We start from the raw sequence: 18588 nt of genomic DNA on the forward strand, positions 1-18588 counted from the left end.
TACTAGTTTATCTTACCTAACTTAGCTAACTCCACTTTTAATTTATCTAATTTATCATAAGACATGTCGCAAAGGGGAAGCCGCAGTTCTCCCATGTCAAATCCCATCAATCTAAGTGCAGTCTTTACAGGTATCGGGTTTACATCGCTAAAAAGCGCAGCCGACAACGGGTTTAACATAAACTGTAATTTCTTGGCCGTATCTAAATCTTTATTTAAATATGCTGTAGCCATATCATGCACTTCTTTTGGCGCTACATTAGCGGTTACGGATATCACGCCCAGCCCGCCTACGGACATTATAGGTATAGCGTGGTCATCGTTGCCTGCATAAAGGTCTATTTTGCCTTCGCATAATCTTGCCATCTCTACTATCTGGGTTATATTGGCGCTTGCTTCCTTAATTCCTACAATGTACTTGTTCTCAGACAGTTTTAAAAGAGTATCCGGTGTAATGTTAAGCCCGGTACGAGAGGGGACATTATACACAATAGTCGGCAGTTTAGAAGCATCTGTCATAGCGTTAAAGTGCTTTATAAGCCCTGCAACAGAACACTTGTTGTAATAAGGAGTGACGGCTAAAATGGCGTCTGCACCTAGTTCGCTTGCTTTTTTTGCCATTTCAACACTTGATACCGTATTATTTGTCCCGGCTCCTGCAATTATAGGTATGCGGCCTGATACACGCTTAACCGTAAAGTCTATTACTGCACATTTTTCGGCAGTTGTCATAGTAGACGGTTCGCCTGTTGTTCCACATACTAAAATCGAGTCTGTTTTGTTGTCAATATGAAATTCTATAAGTTTAGCTAAAGTGTCAAAATTTATTCCGTCCTTGGTAAACGGAGTAGATAGAGCAACACAGCTTCCTTTAAAAACGCTCATTTCTTAAAACCCCCTTAAAACTAAAAATTATCCCTGCTGGCGAATATATTCCTCGGCTATCTGAACAGCGTTGGTAGCTGCTCCTTTTCTTATGTTGTCTGCAACCACGAACATGTTGATTCCGTTATCAACACTGTAATCCCGTCTTATACGCCCGATAAAGACTTCGTCGTGATCTGTTGCAGTTATCGGCATAGGGTAGACGTTGTTTTTGATATCATCTGCTATTACTATACCAGGTGCGTTTCTTAAAACATCTGTTAATTCGCTTAATTCAAAAGCGTTTTCAAACTCAACGTTTATCGCCTCGCTGTGTGAATTGAACACAGGCACGCGCACCGTAGTAGCTGTTACTTTGATAGAATCGTCTCCTAAAATCTTATGTGTTTCTTTTACCATCTTTATTTCTTCTTTTGTATATCCGTCGTCTAAAAACACATCTATCTGAGGCAGTACGTTGTTGAAAATAGGGTAGGTGAATTTCTGAGGAGCCTCGCCGCATATCCCTTTTTCCAAATCCATCCAGCCGCCTCTTCCTGCACCTGATACAGCCTGAAACGTAGTATAGACTACACGTTTTATTTTATATTTATCATGCAGTGGTTTTAATGCAACAACTGCTTGTATCGTTGAACAATTCGGGTTGGCAATTATCCCTTTATGTAATTTTATATCGCCAGGGTAACTTCCGGAACCACTCATAGAGGAACTCTCTGTCCATGCGCCATGCACTTGAATTGTCTATAACGACGGCAACCGTTCTTGGCAAAAATAGGGGCAAAATGTTCGCTTGTAAGCTCCCGACTGAAAAGTGCAATATCGACTTTATTATTAAGAATATTATTTTCGGAGTAAGCTCAATTACCTCATATTCTTTCCCCTAAAAGAGAGCTTTTACCTGCGCTTCTTGCGGATGCAAATAAACAGTACTCGGAAACAGGAGTTTCCTTTCTTCTAAAACCTGTAAAAACTTGCGGCCAACCATTCCTGTTGCGCCGACTACTGCGACCTTATATTGCTTCATGTAAATATCCCTCCGAAAAGATATATAAATAAAAAAACAGCATATTCGTGCTGTTTAAAACTTAAAAACAAATAAAAATTCATATCTAAATTTTAAATACAGCAGCGCTCCACTTAATTAAAGTGACAGTTATACAACTGTTCGTTGTATACCCAGGCAATATCTAGCGTTATCAATATACCTTCGGCATTATTTCCTTTCCTGCATATTACTAAAACGGTTAAACGCCACCTCATAATATGGTACTTTTAAATAATGCACCTCTTAACTGTACAAATATATTTATTTTCAATAAATTATAGCACCCGTCGTTAAGATATGTCAATCTTTATAACTATAATTGAAATAGACACTTTAATAATGTATAATAAAAAAATCAAATTAAATTTTTATGAGGATACCTATGGATATAAATGCTTTAGCCTCAGAAATGAAAAACGAACTTGTAAGAATCCGCCGCGATTTACATAAAATTCCCGAGACAGCATACAGCGAATTTAAAACAAATGAGTATATAATGAGATACTTAAATTCACTTAATGCTGATATCGTTTCCAAAATCGCAAAAACCGGAGTTAAAGCTGTCTTTTATTCCAAAAATGCTACAAAGACTATAGCTATACGTTCAGATATAGACGCTCTTCCGATAACTGAAAACACCGGGCTTTCCTTTGCTTCCATAAATCCGGATTTCATGCATGCCTGCGGGCACGATGCACATATGGCTATGGCACTCGTAACAGCCAAAATAATCAGCAAAATTAGGGACATGCTTTCATGTAACATGGTATTTTTATTTCAACCTGCCGAAGAATCCACAGGCGGAGCCGAACTCATGATAGAAAGCGGCGCGCTTTCAAGCCCTAAAGTTGATGAGATATATGCATTTCATGTTTGGCCGGACGTTCCACTTGGAAAAGTCAGCATAAAAAAAGGCGCAGTAATGGCTAACATGTGTGATTTTGATATAGACATACACGGAAAAAGTGCACATAGTTCAAAACCGGACATAGGAATAGATGCAATTGAATATGCGGCTCACTTTATTGCTTATTGCAAAGATATAGTTAAAAAAGATGAAAACGCAGTTTTAAACATAGGAAAAATTAGTGGTGGAAACAGCAGAAATATAATAAGCGACTTTGTACATATGGAAGGCACTCTCAGGTCTTTTGACGAGGATGTTTTTAATAATTTGCGAAAAAATATTAAGGACAAGCTGTCTAGCCTTGAAAAATCCGGCCATGTAAAGACCAAATATCTTGAAAATACTTTTTTCCCGGCAGTTGTCAATCCAAATGGATTGGCAGATAAAGTAAGTGCTTTACTGCCAAAAGAGTTGCTTTTCGATGTAGAACCAAGCATGGCTTCAGAAGATTTTGCTTATTATCAAAAAGCTGTTCCAGGGCTTTACATGTTTTTAGGCATTGGAACTAACGATAAAACCTTAACGCTGCATTCTAATGACTTCAACTTTGATGAAAGCGTATTGGAGTTAGGGCTTTATATATATTTACATATATTATCGGAGTATATAAGTGGCTGATTCCTACTCTTATTTATCTAAAATATATGATACAATGATGCACGACGTAGACTATGATGCGTGGTCGAAATATATAGCGTCTTTTATAAAAGGCGAATATCCGGATAAAAAAATAAATATTTTAGAAACGGCATGCGGCACCGGAAATATAACGTGGAGACTAGCAAAAGAAGGATATAGCGTCATAGCTTCAGACATAAGCGAAGAAATGCTTGCTAAAGCCGCTCAAAATTTAGCGGCAAACGGGCAAAAGGCTGTGCTTATTATCAAAGATATGCAGAATATAACGCTTAACCACAGTGTAGAGGTAATTATAAGTGTGTGCGACGGAATAAATTACTTGAACGCACAGCAGGTACAAAGGTTCTTCAAAACTGCATATGCCAATCTAAAAGAAGGCGGTATATTGCTGTTTGACATCAGTAGCGAGTTTAAGTATAAAGAAGTTATAGCAAACAACGTGTTTTGCGATGAAGATGACAGTAGTGCCTATATTTGGAAAAATACACTAAATAAAAACTCCTGTGAAATGGACGTAACGATCTTTATAAAAGAAAACGATGTATTTAAACGGTTTTCAGAACAGCACAAACATTATATTCACAGCGAAAAATATTTAAAAGCAAGGCTTTTAAGCGCCGGCTTTTCAAAGGTTAAAACCTTTGATTGTTTTACCAAAGATATGGTAAAAGAAAATTCTAACAGAATACAATTCCTCGCTAAGAAGGGGTAGACATAAATGGCACAATTAATAAAAACACTCATAAATCTAGATGCCGTTGTGGTTGCATGCGACACAACAGATATATGCGAGCATGCAAGGCAGATTCATGGCCTGACATATACTACAAGCGCCGTTTTAGGCAGAGCTTTGACTGCAGCTATAATAATGGGCAATTCACTTAAGAACGCCGATACAAGCGTAACCTTAAATATAAACGGTGGTGGCCCTGCGGGCACTGTAATTACCGTTTCCAACAGCGAATGCGAAGTTAAAGGATATGTGACTAATCCTGCCGTTTCACTCCCGCTTAACGATAAGGGAAAATAGACGTTTCAGGCGCAGTAGGCAGCCATGGGTATTTGACCGTTATTAAAGACCTTAAACTAAAGGACCCGTATATAAGCAGGGTAGCTTTAAAATCCGGTGAAATAGCCGAAGATTTAGCAGCATATTATGCTCAGTCCGAGCAACAGCCAAATATAATATTTTTAAGTGTTATAGTGTCTCCCGGCCTAAATATAAAGGCAGCCGGAGGTATAGCTGTCTTTTGCTTCCGCATGCCTCGGAACAGACCATTTCGGAAATTGAAAACAGAGTGGATAAAATTTCAAACTACTCTAACATGCTTCAAGACAAGACCCCAAGTGAAGCCCTAAATGAGATTTTTAACGGTCTTCCGGTAGATTTTATTGAGGAAGTTACGCCAAAGTATAAATGCAGCTGCAGTAAAGAGCGCCTTAAAAGCGTGATAGTATCTATGGGTCAAAAAGAAATCGAAGACATAATCAAAAAAGATGGAAAAGCGGAAATAATTTGCAAATTCTGTAATAAAAAATACAATTTCAATAAAGAAGAACTTTTATCTTTATTGAAAAAAGCTACAAGTGAGGAAAACAAACTTGAAAGTTAAAAGCGGAAATGTAAGAAAAGCGGAAAATAAAATATTGTCTTTCAACCAGCCTGCACAGTTTTTTATACGGTTAGCAGAGAAGCACCTTGACAAAAATGACTTTTTAGATGCGCTTTACTACTATAGAAAAGCTTCCGATATAGAACCTGGCGATATAGACAACCAGATCGCTATTGCCGAAATTTTAACGGAAATAGGGCATTTTGAAGAATCCAATAATCTATTTTTTAAGCTTTTGAGAAGAAACAGCTATATAATACCAGAATGCTATTTTGGCATAGGATGCAATTATATGGAGCTTGGAGAATTCGAGTTGGCAAAGGAAAACTTCCAAAAGTACCTTGATAAAGACCCTGACGGCGAATTCTATACCGATACCATGGAATTTTTGGATGTATTAAAAGACGAACTGCAAAACAAAGAAATCATAGGTCCTATAGCAGATGTCGCTAACTTAAATAACCTTCAGTTGTCTATTACAGGGAAAGATTTTATAGACAAAGGGGAATACGACGAAGCAATTAAAATACTTGAAAGTATTACTGATATAAACGATTTTTTATATGCAAAGAATAACTTAGCTCTTGCTTATTTTTGCAAAGGGAAATATGACAAAGCGGTAAAAATAACTAAAAATGTATTAAAAAAGCAGCCGAGTAATGTCTATGCGACCTGTAATATGGCAATGCTCATGAAAAAAACGGACAATTTAAAGGAGTATAAACGCTATCTTAATTTAATATCTAATTTTTCAGTCCAGCAGCTAGACGAAATGCAGAAAATTGCACTTACATTTTGTGAACTGGACGAACACAGGCTTGCAAATATAAGTTTAAAAAATATACTTACGTTAAGCCCGTATGACAAAAAAATAATGCATTATACAGCTGTTTCCTATTACAATATCGGCTCTATCTCGGAGGCAAGGGAGCTTTGGCTAGACATCTTAAAGATAGACCCGTTAAACAGCATAGCAAAATATTATATAAGGCTTGTATCAAACCAGGATGAATGCCGCAAAATACCTGTGCTTAACTATGTTTATCAAGTCCCATTCGAGGAAATAACTAGTAGAGTCAAACTGCTAAACAGGTATATGGGATATTCAAAAGATGAATTAAAGAAACTGTGGAGTGAAAAAGGGTCTTTAAAAAGTATACTTTTATGGGGGCTAGAACATGGAGACAACTATATAAAACATGCTATTTTGGATATGGTAGGATCTTTTGAAGACAGCGAAGCTGAGGATATACTTAGAAACTTCATTTTAAGCCACAACGAGCTCGACGACATAAAGAACGAAGCGCTTTTTTTACTTAAAAAAATGGATGCAAAAGAGCCATACAAAGCTTATTTAAACGGTTCGGTAGTAGATGTAAAAGTAGGGGTATTAAAAACTCGGTCCGATATACCAAACACCTATAAAAGAGTGTTTGAACTGGCTTCTGAAAAGACCCAGGTACATGAAAACGAAAAGATCTTAAACAGTATTCTAAAGGCATGGCAGGAATATATAAAGACTTTTGATAAAGAAAAGCTGCCGATAATAAGAAAACCGGAATTGTGGGCAGCTGCCCTGGAGTATCTATGCTCGGTTTCTCAGAAAATAAGCACAGACCTAGATGAGATATGTTCCAGATACGGTGTAAACAAAAATTCGGTTGTAGAGAGATTTGTATACCTAAATGCTCTTGATTTGTTATAATTATAAGTATGGATATTATAGATATAAACGAAAAACTCAATACGTATCTAGATGAAAAGTTGTCTGACATACTAAAAGATGGCCAGAACAAAACGGAAGATGAACTAGAAGAACTAATAGATGAGCTGACTGATAGATGGATTAACCGCCCTCATCAATGGCTTGATAATAAAACATTATCGGAGTACTTTTCTCAGTTTAACAGCGCAGAACAGCTATCAGGTATGTTTTTAAAATATCTGGCAGCTTCATACGAAGTGCCGGATGTTTTGATATACAAAATGATAGATAAAAAAGAGGAAGTCTATCCGTTGCTTACGTTTGCTTTAAAGCAATTTCTCAACGCTGGAGAAGACAAAGAAAACATATGTATTAATATAATATCATTTTTCAACGAAGCTCAGTTGTCCCATCCTTTCGACCTTTACCTAGACAAACTGAAAAAGTCCTCTAAACAGTCTGACTTAAGCGAGCTTATAGTAGACTGCTTTAAAGAATCTTCCGGTGAATTTACAGACAAATTATTCGATGCGTATTATCAAACAGACGAACCTTATGTAAAACTTTGCCTGATAGATATAATTTCATATTTCCCGGGCGATGAACAAACAGTGGAAATGATAGGCAACAGGCTTTTAATAGATGAAAACAACATAGCGTTTTTGGCTAATTGCCTGTCACGGCAATCCGGTGATCTGGCCCTTGATTTTTTAACCAGGGCACTTAATAAACCGGACTTGTCTTACTACGACTATACCGCAATAAAAGATGCGATAGAAGCTTTAGGAGAAGAAGTAAACGCAGACCGTACATTTAACGGCGACCGCGATTATGAGGTATTGAAAGAAAGGGGAGAATGAAATGGCATGCCTGACACTTGAAGACATACGCAGCAATGAAAAAATCAATTACTTGGTTAACTATGCAAACCGTTGTCTTGAACAGATAGGTTATACGGATCATGGCCCTCGGCACGTCGGATACGTAAGCCGTATAGCAGGCAAGCTCTTAAGCGAGCTTGACTACCCGGAACGCAGGGTTGAACTTGCCAAGATCGCCGGGTGGGTACACGACGTTGGTAACATGATAAACAGGAACGAACATGGATTGACCGGCGCAACTATGCTGTTTTCCGTTCTAAACGATTTAAATATGGACATAGAGGACGTATGCGATATTTGTTCAGCAGTCGGCTCACATGAAGAGCAGATGGGTAAGCCGGTAAGCGACATATCCGCCGCATTAATAATAGCGGACAAGATAGATGCATACAAAGCAAGGGTACGTGCAAATAAATACGATCCTAACGATATCCACGACCGTGTAAACTACTCTATCCAAAATACAAACGTGATAGTTGATAAAAATAACAAGACCATAATGTTCGACTTTACCATGGACGCTACATCATCTATCATGGAATTTATGCAATTATACTTAACCCGCATGAAAATGTGTGAGGAAAGTGCTAAGTTCCTGGGATGCAGCTTTATACTCAAAGTAAACGGCACAACTGCTAACAGGCTCATCTCCGTAAAAGGGAGCAATAATGTTTAGATGCTTTGCTTCTTGTTCTTTCGGCCTGGAATCCGAAGTTGCGTTTGAACTTAAAAAAGCAGGCTTTTCAAACGTTAAGTCTTGCGATGCGCGCGTTTATTTCGACGCAAATGAGGGAGACATTTTTCACGCCAACTTGATTTTAAGGACAGCGGACAGGGTTTACATAGAAATAGGCAAATTTATCGCTAATACATTCGATGAACTTTTTAATAAAACGGCATCTTTGCGCTTTGAAGATTATATTCCAAAAGATGCTGCTTTTCCAGTTACGGCTGATTCCGTAAAATCGGATTTAAAAAGCGTTTCTGATATACAGTCTATCTGCAAAAAAGCAATAGTTGAAAGGCTGAAACTGAAATACCATATCTCACATTTCCCGGAATCCAAAGAAAGATATAACGTATATGTAAATATTTTAAAGGATACTGTCACCGTTTCGCTTAATACGAGCGGAGAAGGCCTTAACAGGAGGGGATACCGGATAAAAAATGTTGCGGCTCCAATAAGGGAAACTTTGGCCGCTGGTATACTTCTTTTATCAAGATATAAAGGCGAAAGTAACTTTCTAGATCCGCTTTGCGGTTCAGGCACAATTGCCATAGAAGCCGCATTGATAGCAAAGGGGATACTCCCGGGCGCCAAGCGTTCGTTCGATATAGAAAATTGGCGGGCTTTTGACTTAACTAAACTCAAAGAGCTGCGTTATTCAAAAAAAGATTTAAATAAAAACGTCAAACTGCAAGCATTCGACATAGATGAAAAAGCTGTATACGCCGCACGCGCCAATGCTGCAAGTGCAGGAGTCTTAGGTGATATAGAATTTAAAGTACGCGACGTATCAAAGCTAGAGTTAAAAAATTTTTACGGCAATATCGTCTCAAATCCGCCTTATGCGATAAGGATAGGGGAACAAAATGGGGTAAGAGAGCTATATAAAAATATGGGGAAGGTACTGCTGCCCAACTATAACAGCAATTTAAGCATAATATGCGCAGACGACGAATTCGAACGCTACTTTGGTAAAAGGGCGGATTCAAAGCGCAAACTTTACAACGGAAATATACGCTGTACTCTATTTAAATACAGAAAAAATGCTAAATAATGCGTTATTTCCCGACTATATTATATAAATTTAATTGACTAATCAAATAAAACAGTTTATTATATCTAATATAAAATTCGAAAGGAGTATACTAAATTGACTGAAGGTTTTGCTGAAAGCTTAGGCACGTTTATACCGATTATATTGATTTTCGTAGTATTTTTCTTTGTATTGATATTCCCGCAGAAAAGGCGTGAAAAGAAAATAAAGGAAATGCTTGCAAACATAAAGACGGGTAACAAAGTTAAAACGATTGGTGGTATTTATGGCAAAGTCGTTTCTGTTAAAGATGACTTGATCGTTGTAGAAACAGGACCGGATAAAGCCAAACTTGTATTTGTGAGAGGCGCAATAGCTGCTGTCGATACATCAGACGAAGAAATGGATCTAATCGAATCAAAAGACGTAAAATAAGTTTAAAGTTTAAAAAGGAGGCTTTTTAGCCTCTTTTATTATTCCAAATTATTGATTAATTGTAATTGATTTACCGTTGCTGATACAGTTGACATCGCCGTTCCTGGTCAAGTATACTTTCGTACCTAAATCATCTAAAATCTTCATTATTTTTTTAGACTCTTTATTTTTATCAGAGCAGGTTATCACTGCATATTCAGGATTCACTGCATTTAAAAAATCCTTGCTCATCTTATTATAATCTCCATGATGGGGGACTTTTAAAAAAGTATGTTCCAGGTTCCCCTGGCTGATAATCTCGGTAAGCCTGTCTTTATCTGCATCTCCGGCAAATAAAAGGCTCATATCCCCATGCTTTAAACTTGTTACGAGTGAATAATCGTTGTCATCGTCGTAATTATTTTCTTTAGGCGGATATATGGTAAAATCAGCGGAATCAAGGGTGAATTGCATATTTTCAGTTAAGTTGACAATCGGGATATTTTTATTTAAAACCGCCGAAGAATATTGTATATATTCATTGCTGGTTTTATCGTAATCCGGTTGAATCACCTCACCTACACCTATACTGTTAACTATATAGGGGGCACCACCGATATGATCGTTGTCGAAGTGGGTTATTATTAAATAGTCTATATATCCGATATTATTGTCAATCAAATACTCAAGTATCGTTGAACCGTCATCCGTTTCTCCGGTATCTATTAAAACGCAGTGGCTGCCGGTATCTATCAAAATAGCGTCTGCCTTGCCGATGTCAAAGATTTCTATTTCCACAGTGCTAAGTTCAGTAGTCTGGCTGCTGCATGAGTATAACGTAAATATTCCTAATAACATTGAAATTATAATTGTGATTTTCATTAGTTTTTTCATTTTAAGCCCTTTAAAAAATCAAATTGTATTTTTAATTCATAGTTTAAATTTTAATTTCAGCAATTTCCCGCGTAAACATATTTTAAATGCTTTGCGGCGATATCTTTAAGCCTGTAAATAGTTTCAACTGGGGTAGGGGATTTATCTGCCATTTTATATTGCGGAAAAAACCGGCTAATATGCAGAGGGATTTTATAATCAACCGTTTTAAGCCACTTGGAAAGTGCCTCCATCTCATCATCGCTGTCATTTTCGCCCGGTATTATAAGTACGGTAACTTCTACGTGGCAATGCTTATCCGCAAGCGAAATAGAGCGTTTGACTGTCTCAAGGTCGCCTCCTACCATGTCGTAAAACCTCTTGGTAAACCCCTTAAGGTCTATGTTCATCGCATCTATATAAGGCAAAAGCTCTTTTAAAGGCTGAGTACATATTGTCCCGTTAGTGACTAGGACGGTTTTTAATCCTTCTTTGTGTGCAAGCATAGCACAGTCGCGGACATATTCGTAGCTTATAAGAGGCTCGTTATACGTAAAGGCAATACCGATATTTCCAATAGGCATAAGCTCTTTAGCCTTCATTACCAGTTGCTTAGGCGATACGTAAACCGTTTCAATAAATTCATTTGCCATGGATATATCGTTATTCTGGCAAAACGGGCAGTTTAAATTACACCCGTAACTCCCAACGGACAAAATCATGCTACCCGGGTAAAAACGCATAAGGGGCTTTTTCTCGATAGGATCTAGCGCCATAGAAGTCAGCTTTCCATAGTTATTGCAAGTTATCACTCCGTTTATATTTGAACGCGCACGGCAACGGCCGGTATGTCCTTCTTTTATATTGCAATGATGCGGGCACAAATCACAGATCAAGTATGTCTCACCACCTCGAAACGAAATAGCCTGACCGGTTCTTCCGGCCTTATGTCTGCTTTTTGTTTTGAAATGGCAATTTGCTTTTCAACGCTGTTTACTCCTTCAAGGTTGGGGAGTAACAGCCCGCGCCTGCCTCCGTTTTGCACTATGACTCCATAGCGCTTGACATCTAGCTTATCCGGAGAATCGATTTCTTCGGTTTCTCCTAAAACGTCTACACTATAGGTAAGTTCACCTAATTCATCTTCTCTGACAGTGTCAAACCGCGGATCATCTACCGCGGCAGATATGGCGTTTTGCATTATCTCCTCGGCTACACTGCTCCTGGTTGCTGCAGTTGTGCCTATACAGCCTCGAAGCTGCCCGTATTTTTTAAGCGATACAAATGTGCCAGCCCTGGTGTTAAGCATTTTTTGAGGGACCCAATGCGGCAAATACGCACGTTTGCCTGTTTTTATATATGTTTCAAGGCTGATCCTGGCAAGGCGGACGTATTCATCCTCATTTGCTTTTTCATCATTTAATTTTTTTCTTTCTATCGCTTCATAGCGTGTTCCGAAATCTTTCGTTTTATCTTCTCCTGTAACCTCAAACAACGCAACAGCATAACCTACGCCGAACGGCCCTTCGTAGGAAAGCAGTTCGTGTGTGACAGATTTACAATCTAATGCGCCGGCCATTATCTGAAAAGATTTAAGCCCGCATTCGGCCGCCGCTTCTGCAAAAGCGGGGGAGAAACTAAGTAAAGGCAGAAAATTTCCTGCTTTAAACGCATTTACAAGCTGTTTATCGAATTGCGGGCCTTCAGGTGAAAAACCGTATGGACCGTCTTCCTTAAGCTTATGCGATAAATCGCCACTGGCTATAATCACTATTTTGCGCCCAAGATTATTACAAGCTTTGGCAATGCACTGGCCGAACCTGTAGTGTTCAATAGGCGAAAAGCCAGACAGCCCGATTCGCACGATTTTATATTTAGAATAAACCTTATTTAGGAAATAAAGCGGTATCATAGTCCCATGGTCAAGGGAAGCGTCTCGTTCTCCGAGCGTCCCAGCGCCTATGCCTTCCTGGGCGGCCGTCTTAGAAAGCTCATCTACAAACTCAGTATCGTAATCTACATCGAACTTAACGTTTGGTGCACGGAATACGCCCATATTTCCGGAAGCCGAGCTGCCGGGGGATATATGAAAATAATCCCTGTACATTATAGAATGGGGGCTGGTTATAATTATAGTATCGGGCTTTAATTGGGCGATACGTTTCATGGCTGCCATATAAGCATCTGCCGTTTTTTTGATCTTCTTTTCTTCGCCTCGTCCGACCTCCGGCAGTATGATAGGGGGGTGGGGCACAGCTACTGCTGCGAGAATAGGCATGGTATCAACTCCTTTTTTATCTTTTATTGGCAAAAGCAGTTAATAAAACTATTTTTAATTTTGTCCGGATTATAAATATTTTAACTCAAAATCTTTATAGCAATATTATATCACGTTTTTATGTTAAAGATTTTTAAACAAAAAAGAACCCTGTAAACAGAGTTCAATTGATATTAATATGGAGCTGGTGAGGGGACTTGAACCCTTAACCTGCTGATTACAAATCAGCTGCTCTGCCAATTGAGCTACACCAGCAAATAAAGTTATCAAAATTTAAAAATTCGGGTTTAAAATGGTGGGGCCTCAGGGACTCGAACCCCGGACCAATCGGTTATGAGCCGACCGCTCTGACCAACTGAGCTAAGGCCCCAAAAAAGGATAAATATAAACCCGAAAATGCCCTCGTTACCGCAAAAGTATGGTCGGGGTGGAGGGACTTGAACCCCCGGCCCCATGCTCCCAAAGCACGTGCGCTACCAAACTGCGCTACACCCCGTAAAGGTTTTTTGCGACGAATATTAATATAACGTATTTAAATTTGGTTGTCAATATCTTTTTACAAAATGCCAAAAATATTGTAATATAATTTGAGGTATGTTTTAATATTATCGTATTTAAAATGCTAAGGATATAACTGATGTTTAATAATAATTTATTATATCATATTTCAACTTACGGCTGCCAGATGAACGTTCATGAAAGCGAGAAAATAGCTGGCATATTTGAGAAAAAAGGCTTTGTTAAAGCGGCTTCTAATGATGTAGCGGATATAATCTTATTCAATACCTGCTGCATAAGAGACTCTGCAGAAAAAAAGATTTTAGGCAACTTGGGTGTTATAAAACACATAAAAGCGCATAACCCTAAACTTAAGGTCATCGTATGCGGCTGTATGACCCAGCAGGAAAATACAGCTAAAAAACTAATTACGCGGTTTCCGTTTATAGATGCTGTTTTAGGTACAAACAGCATACAGGAACTTCCGGGTGCAATAGACAAGCTGTTTAGCGATACTGGCAAGATCATAAACGTATATGAAACAAAGGAAATATACGAAAGCAGCGAAGTTAAAAGAAACACTTACCCGCTATCTTATGTGAATATCATGTACGGCTGCAATAACTTCTGCTCTTACTGCATAGTCCCTTATGTGCGGGGAAGAGAGAGGAGCCGCAAAGAAAAAGACATTATAAACGAAATAGCGGGGCTTAAAGAAGCAGGATATAAAGAAGTAACCCTTCTTGGTCAAAACGTCAACTCCTATGGCAATGATTTAAATGATGGGAGCAGCTTTGCCAAGCTTTTGGCTGAAATAGATGAAAATACAGGGATAGACCGGTTAAGGTTTATGACTTCACACCCAAAAGACTTGTCAGATGAACTTATATATGCGATAAGAGATGTAAAATCCGTATGCAATTACATGCATCTGCCGATACAATCAGGCAGCGACCGCATTCTTGGCCTTATGAACAGAAAGTATACTAGGGGAGACTATTTACGCCTGATTGAAAAACTAAGGAAAGCAAACCCCAGTATAGCCCTTTCAACGGACATAATAGTAGGTTTCCCTTCTGAAACTGAAGAGGATTTTAAAGATACTCTAAATTTGGTAAAAGAAGTCGGTTTCGATTCGGCCTTTATGTTTAAATATTCAAAGAGGACAGGCACTAAAGCGGCAAACATGCCTAAACAAGTATCAATGGGGGACAAAACATTAAGAATAAATGCCCTTGTCGAGCTTCAAAAACAGCTTTGCTTTAAATCTAATTTAAAAGATGTAGGCAGGGTGTTTAAAGTCCTTGTCGAAAACACTAGCGTAAGAGACGATACACATTTTTGCGGAAGATCGGATACAAACAAAATGGTTAACTTCTTTTCGGATAAAGACTTGATTGGAAAAATAGTCGATGTTGAAATAACGCAGGCCAAACGCACAACGCTTTTTGGAAAACTGGTATAATCAAAAAGTAGTATTGGGGGAAATGACATGAGCGAATTAACGCCTATGATGCGGCAGTATATGGACCTTAAGGAAAAATACAACGATGTTATTTTGCTTTTCCGTTTAGGCGACTTTTACGAGATGTTTTTTGAAGATGCCAAAATCGCCTCAAGAGAACTTGAAATAGTCTTAACAGGGCGGGACTGCGGCCTTGCTGAGAAAGCGCCGATGTGTGGTGTGCCTTACCATGCAGTAGACGGTTATATAAACAAGCTTATCTCAAAAGGGTATAAGGTAGCTATATGCGAACAGCTGACAGACCCGGCAGAATCTAAAGGCCTTGTCGAGCGGGATGTCACACGCGTCATAACCCCGGGTACAATAATAGAATCTTCTATTTTAGATGAAAAAGAAAATAACTATATAATGAGCGGCTTTTTGTTTGACAATAAAGTCGGCTTTTCTTATGCCGACATATCTACAGGCAGCTTCTTTACCGGTGAAATAACAACGGACACATCTGAAAACAGCGTAGAGAGTTTTTTAAACGAAGTAATCAGGATACAGCCAAAAGAGTTTATATTAAACGATGCGCTTTACATTTATGAAAACAAAATAAACAGCCTTCTTAAGCAGGACAATATACTGATAGAGTGTACTTCCTCTCTTGGCATAGAAAAAGAATTGGCTAAAGAAGCGCTTTTAAAGCATTTCGACGTTGAATCGCTTGAGTGTTTTAGTATAGAGGACAAGCCGTATTCCGTATATGCTGCTGGCGCATTGATGCAGTATTTAAAAAAGACACAGAAAAACGATTTAAACCATATAACGGATATAAAATACTGCTACGACAACACGTATATGATACTGGACGCTTCGACACGCAGGAACTTAGAGCTTACAAGCACGATAAGGGAAGGCTCAAAGAAAGGTTCCCTTGTTTGGCTGCTTGATAAAACCAAAACTGCAATGGGCTCGCGTATGATAAGAAACTGGCTGGTACAGCCGCTGCTTATAGAAAAACATATAAACTTAAGGCTTGATGCTGTAAATGAGCTTTTTGAGGAAAACACAAAACGGGAAGAGATACGCGATGCGCTTAACGGCGTTTATGACATTGAGAGGATAATAAGCAAAATATCTTATGGCAGCCTGGACGCGAGAAACTGCATTTCACTAAAACAGTCCCTTCAAAAGATACCTGCCATAAAAAAAGCAATTAGCACTTTTGACAGGGACATGCTCAAAAACCTGTCTGATAAGCTGGATTTATTAGAAGACATAGTAAAACTTTTAGAAGACTCGATAGAAGAAAACGCCCCGGCAGGGATAAAAGACGGCGGGATAATAAAATTGGGATATAACGCTGAGATAGACAGGCTTAAAAACATCTCGCAAAACAGCAAGGAGTATATTTTAAAGCTAGAGAAAAAAGAAAAAGAAGAAACCGGTATAAAGAATTTAAGGATAGGCTACAACCGTGTATTCGGATACTATATAGAAGTCACACGCTCCAATGCAGACGTCGTGCCATACAGGTATCAGCGCAGACAGACGCTTGCAAATTCCGAAAGGTTCATAACACCCGAATTAAAGCAATTAGAAGACGAGATAATATCCGCAGAGGAGACGTGTAAGAAAATAGAGTATTTAGAGTTCGCTAAGATACGTGCGATACTTTGTGACAACATTTCTAGAATACAGCAAACGGCAAATGTTTTAGCGACCATAGATTCCCTTGCCTCGCTTGCAAAATGCGCATACGACAACGGCTATGTACGCCCGCAGATTACTGACGACGGGCACATAAAGATAGCAAAAGGGCGCCACCCTGTCGTTGAACGCATGGTTTCGGATTTCGTTGCAAACGATTCTTTGATGGATACCGCTGAAAACAGAATGATCATTATAACCGGCCCCAATATGGCAGGAAAAAGTACGTTTATGCGCCAAATTGGTTTAATAACCCTTATGGCTCAGATAGGCAGCTTCGTACCGGCCGAGAGTGCGAATTTATCTATAGTAGACCGTATCTTTACACGCGTCGGCGCATCCGATGATTTAGCTTCAGGGCAGAGCACATTTATGGTCGAAATGAACGAAGTGGCAAACATCTTACACAACGCTACCTCGAAAAGCCTTATAATCCTAGATGAGATAGGCAGGGGCACGAGCACATTGGACGGATTAAGTATTGCCTGGTCTGTTGTTGAATTTATATGCAATACAGACAACATCGGCGCAAAAACGCTTTTTGCAACGCATTACCACGAACTGACAGAACTGGAAGGGCTGCTTCCCGGCGTTAAGAACTACTCCGTTATAGTTAAAGAATACGGAGATGATATAATATTTTTAAGGAAAATAAAGCGAGGGGGGACGAATAAAAGTTTCGGCATAGAAGTCGCAAACCTTGCAGGGCTTCCTAAAGAAGTTATCAACCGCGCCAAAGAGATTTTAAAGAAGCTTGAGCAATCGGACATAAATAATATAGATATTTCCTCTGCAGTTGCTGATAATAATGATAATCCCCATCAGCTAGCAATGTTTTCCGAAAACGCTGAAAAAGAAATTTTAGACGCTTTAAAGAATGTAAATGTCGACAGTTTGACACCTTTGGATGCGCTTAACTTGATTAGTGAATTAAACATACGCGTAAAGAGGATATAGGTATTTAAAAAATGGGAATGATAAGACTTTTAGATGAAAATACAATAAACAAGATAGCGGCAGGCGAAGTCATTGAGCGCCCGGCTTCTATCATTAAGGAACTGGTGGAAAACTCTATAGATGCCGGCGCTAACTTAATTACCATCGAGATAGAGAACGGCGGGATAAAAAAGATCCGCGTTATGGACAATGGCTGTGGAATGGCACCAGATGACCTATCTCTTGCATTCGAGAGGCATTCTACAAGCAAGATAAGCGATTTTACAGATTTAAACGATCTGAACTCCCTTGGTTTTAGAGGCGAGGCTCTGTCAAGTATAGCCGCAGTTTCTATGGCAACTTTAAAAACAAAACGTTCAGTTGATGAAATGGGGGCACAGATAGAAGTATCAGGCGGCAAGGCAGGTGATGTCAAGCCATGCGGCCTTTCTGCCGGCACTTCGATAATAGTTGAAAACCTGTTTTATAATACTCCGGCTCGGTTTAAATTTTTAAAAAGCGTTGCCGCAGAAGCCGCCGCGATAACGGATTTAGTTTCAAAACTTATTTTATCCCATCCGGATATTTCATTTAAATATATAAATAATGGAGCTACTGTTTTTCACAGCTCCGGAAACGGGGATATAATGAATGCCGCTTCGTGTGTATTCGGCAGGGATATTTTAGACAATGTATTTAGTTTAGAATATGTCTTAAATGGGATTCACGTCTTTGGTTACTGCGGTTACCCGCAGTTTTCACAAAAGAGCAGGAGGTACCAATCCGTTTTTGTGAACCGGCGGTTTATAAAAAGCCAGCTTATAGCCTCAAGTGTACAAAACGCCTATTCTGAAAGGCTTCTAAAGGGGCTCTTCCCGTTTGTTTTGCTTTATCTGGATATGCCGGCAAATTATTTCGATGTAAACGTTCACCCTAAATAAGTTGTCTGTTAAATTCAGAGATGAAAAGTCCGTTGAATACTGTATATAGCGCGG

General features: G+C 38.9%; 16 protein-coding genes, 3 tRNA genes, 1 pseudogene and 1 riboswitch. Of the genes and pseudogenes, 12 read left to right on the forward strand and 8 right to left on the reverse strand.

Annotation, left to right across the window (positions count from 1 at the left end; translation table 11 throughout):
* Positions 1-2 precede the first annotated feature (2 nt).
* Both dapA and R2876_03400 read right to left on the reverse strand, forming a co-directional pair.
* Complete coding sequence (dapA, locus tag R2876_03395; protein ID MEZ4357663.1) at positions 3-884, reverse strand: 4-hydroxy-tetrahydrodipicolinate synthase; 882 nt, start codon at positions 882-884, stop codon at positions 3-5.
* Between the two features lie 27 nt (positions 885-911).
* Positions 912-1908, reverse strand: a pseudogene (locus R2876_03400) (aspartate-semialdehyde dehydrogenase).
* Positions 1909-2002: 94 nt separating this feature from the next.
* Positions 2003-2184: riboswitch (Lysine riboswitch) on the reverse strand.
* A gap of 127 nt (positions 2185-2311) precedes the next feature.
* Here R2876_03400 and R2876_03405 point away from each other — a divergent pair.
* From R2876_03405 to yajC, 9 genes are all read left to right on the forward strand, one after another.
* A complete protein-coding gene (locus R2876_03405) occupies positions 2312-3454 on the forward strand; it encodes a M20 family metallopeptidase (GenBank protein ID MEZ4357664.1) in 1143 nt (380 codons plus the stop codon).
* Complete coding sequence (locus tag R2876_03410) at positions 3447-4187, forward strand: class I SAM-dependent methyltransferase (GenBank protein ID MEZ4357665.1); 741 nt, start codon at positions 3447-3449, stop codon at positions 4185-4187. The genes R2876_03405 and R2876_03410 overlap by 8 nt, the downstream gene beginning before the upstream one ends.
* Positions 4188-4193: 6 nt before the next feature.
* Positions 4194-4505: an Hsp33 family molecular chaperone HslO gene (locus R2876_03415; GenBank protein ID MEZ4357666.1), complete on the forward strand. Its 312-nt coding sequence runs from the start codon at positions 4194-4196 to the stop codon at positions 4503-4505.
* Between the two features lie 220 nt (positions 4506-4725).
* The gene (locus tag R2876_03420) at positions 4726-5088 is read left to right on the forward strand and encodes an Hsp33 family molecular chaperone HslO (GenBank protein MEZ4357667.1); all 363 of its coding nucleotides are present in this window, start codon (positions 4726-4728) and stop codon (positions 5086-5088) included.
* Positions 5078-6793, forward strand: a complete 1716-nt coding sequence (locus tag R2876_03425) for a tetratricopeptide repeat protein (GenBank protein ID MEZ4357668.1) — start codon at positions 5078-5080, stop codon at positions 6791-6793. The genes R2876_03420 and R2876_03425 overlap by 11 nt, the downstream gene beginning before the upstream one ends.
* An 8-nt stretch (positions 6794-6801) precedes the next feature.
* The gene (locus R2876_03430) at positions 6802-7653 is read left to right on the forward strand and encodes a hypothetical protein (protein ID MEZ4357669.1); all 852 of its coding nucleotides are present in this window, start codon (positions 6802-6804) and stop codon (positions 7651-7653) included.
* Between the two features lies 1 nt (position 7654).
* Complete coding sequence (locus R2876_03435) at positions 7655-8350, forward strand: HD domain-containing protein (protein ID MEZ4357670.1); 696 nt, start codon at positions 7655-7657, stop codon at positions 8348-8350.
* Complete coding sequence (locus R2876_03440; protein ID MEZ4357671.1) at positions 8343-9455, forward strand: class I SAM-dependent RNA methyltransferase; 1113 nt, start codon at positions 8343-8345, stop codon at positions 9453-9455. Before R2876_03435 ends, R2876_03440 begins: the two co-directional genes overlap by 8 nt.
* A gap of 96 nt (positions 9456-9551) precedes the next feature.
* A complete protein-coding gene (gene yajC, locus R2876_03445) occupies positions 9552-9869 on the forward strand; it encodes a preprotein translocase subunit YajC (protein ID MEZ4357672.1) in 318 nt (105 codons plus the stop codon).
* 48 nt (positions 9870-9917) lie between these two features.
* Here yajC and R2876_03450 read toward each other — a convergent pair whose 3' ends face one another.
* The 6 genes from R2876_03450 to R2876_03475 form a co-directional block, all read right to left on the reverse strand.
* The gene (locus tag R2876_03450; protein ID MEZ4357673.1) at positions 9918-10742 is read right to left on the reverse strand and encodes an MBL fold metallo-hydrolase; all 825 of its coding nucleotides are present in this window, start codon (positions 10740-10742) and stop codon (positions 9918-9920) included.
* A gap of 56 nt (positions 10743-10798) precedes the next feature.
* On the reverse strand, positions 10799-11617 hold the full coding sequence (gene amrS / locus R2876_03455) for an AmmeMemoRadiSam system radical SAM enzyme (protein MEZ4357674.1): 819 nt from the start codon (positions 11615-11617) through the stop codon (positions 10799-10801).
* Positions 11614-13032 (reverse strand): AmmeMemoRadiSam system protein A, encoded by a 1419-nt coding sequence (gene amrA, locus R2876_03460; GenBank protein ID MEZ4357675.1) that lies wholly within the window; start codon positions 13030-13032, stop codon positions 11614-11616. The genes amrS and amrA overlap by 4 nt, the downstream gene beginning before the upstream one ends.
* 146 nt (positions 13033-13178) lie before the next feature.
* Positions 13179-13254 (reverse strand) — tRNA-Thr (locus R2876_03465).
* A gap of 38 nt (positions 13255-13292) precedes the next feature.
* A tRNA-Ile gene (locus tag R2876_03470) sits at positions 13293-13369 on the reverse strand.
* 49 nt (positions 13370-13418) lie between these two features.
* Positions 13419-13495: transfer RNA gene (locus R2876_03475), tRNA-Pro, on the reverse strand.
* A gap of 141 nt (positions 13496-13636) precedes the next feature.
* Between R2876_03475 and miaB the strand changes: the two genes are divergently transcribed.
* The 3 genes from miaB to mutL are packed head-to-tail and all read left to right on the forward strand — an operon-like array spanning position 13637 to position 18534.
* Positions 13637-14962 carry a tRNA (N6-isopentenyl adenosine(37)-C2)-methylthiotransferase MiaB gene (gene miaB, locus R2876_03480; GenBank protein ID MEZ4357676.1) on the forward strand — a complete coding sequence of 442 codons (1326 nt, stop codon included), beginning with the start codon at positions 13637-13639 and terminating at the stop codon, positions 14960-14962.
* A 27-nt stretch (positions 14963-14989) separates the two neighbouring features.
* Positions 14990-17614, forward strand: a complete 2625-nt coding sequence (mutS, locus tag R2876_03485) for a DNA mismatch repair protein MutS (GenBank protein ID MEZ4357677.1) — start codon at positions 14990-14992, stop codon at positions 17612-17614.
* An 11-nt stretch (positions 17615-17625) separates the two neighbouring features.
* A complete protein-coding gene (gene mutL / locus R2876_03490; protein ID MEZ4357678.1) occupies positions 17626-18534 on the forward strand; it encodes a DNA mismatch repair endonuclease MutL in 909 nt (302 codons plus the stop codon).
* The last annotated feature ends 54 nt before the right edge of the window (positions 18535-18588 follow it).

It is taken from the genome of Eubacteriales bacterium, from assembly GCA_041390245.1.
Lineage (GTDB): Bacteria > Bacillota > Clostridia > Christensenellales > JAWKQI01 > JAWKQI01.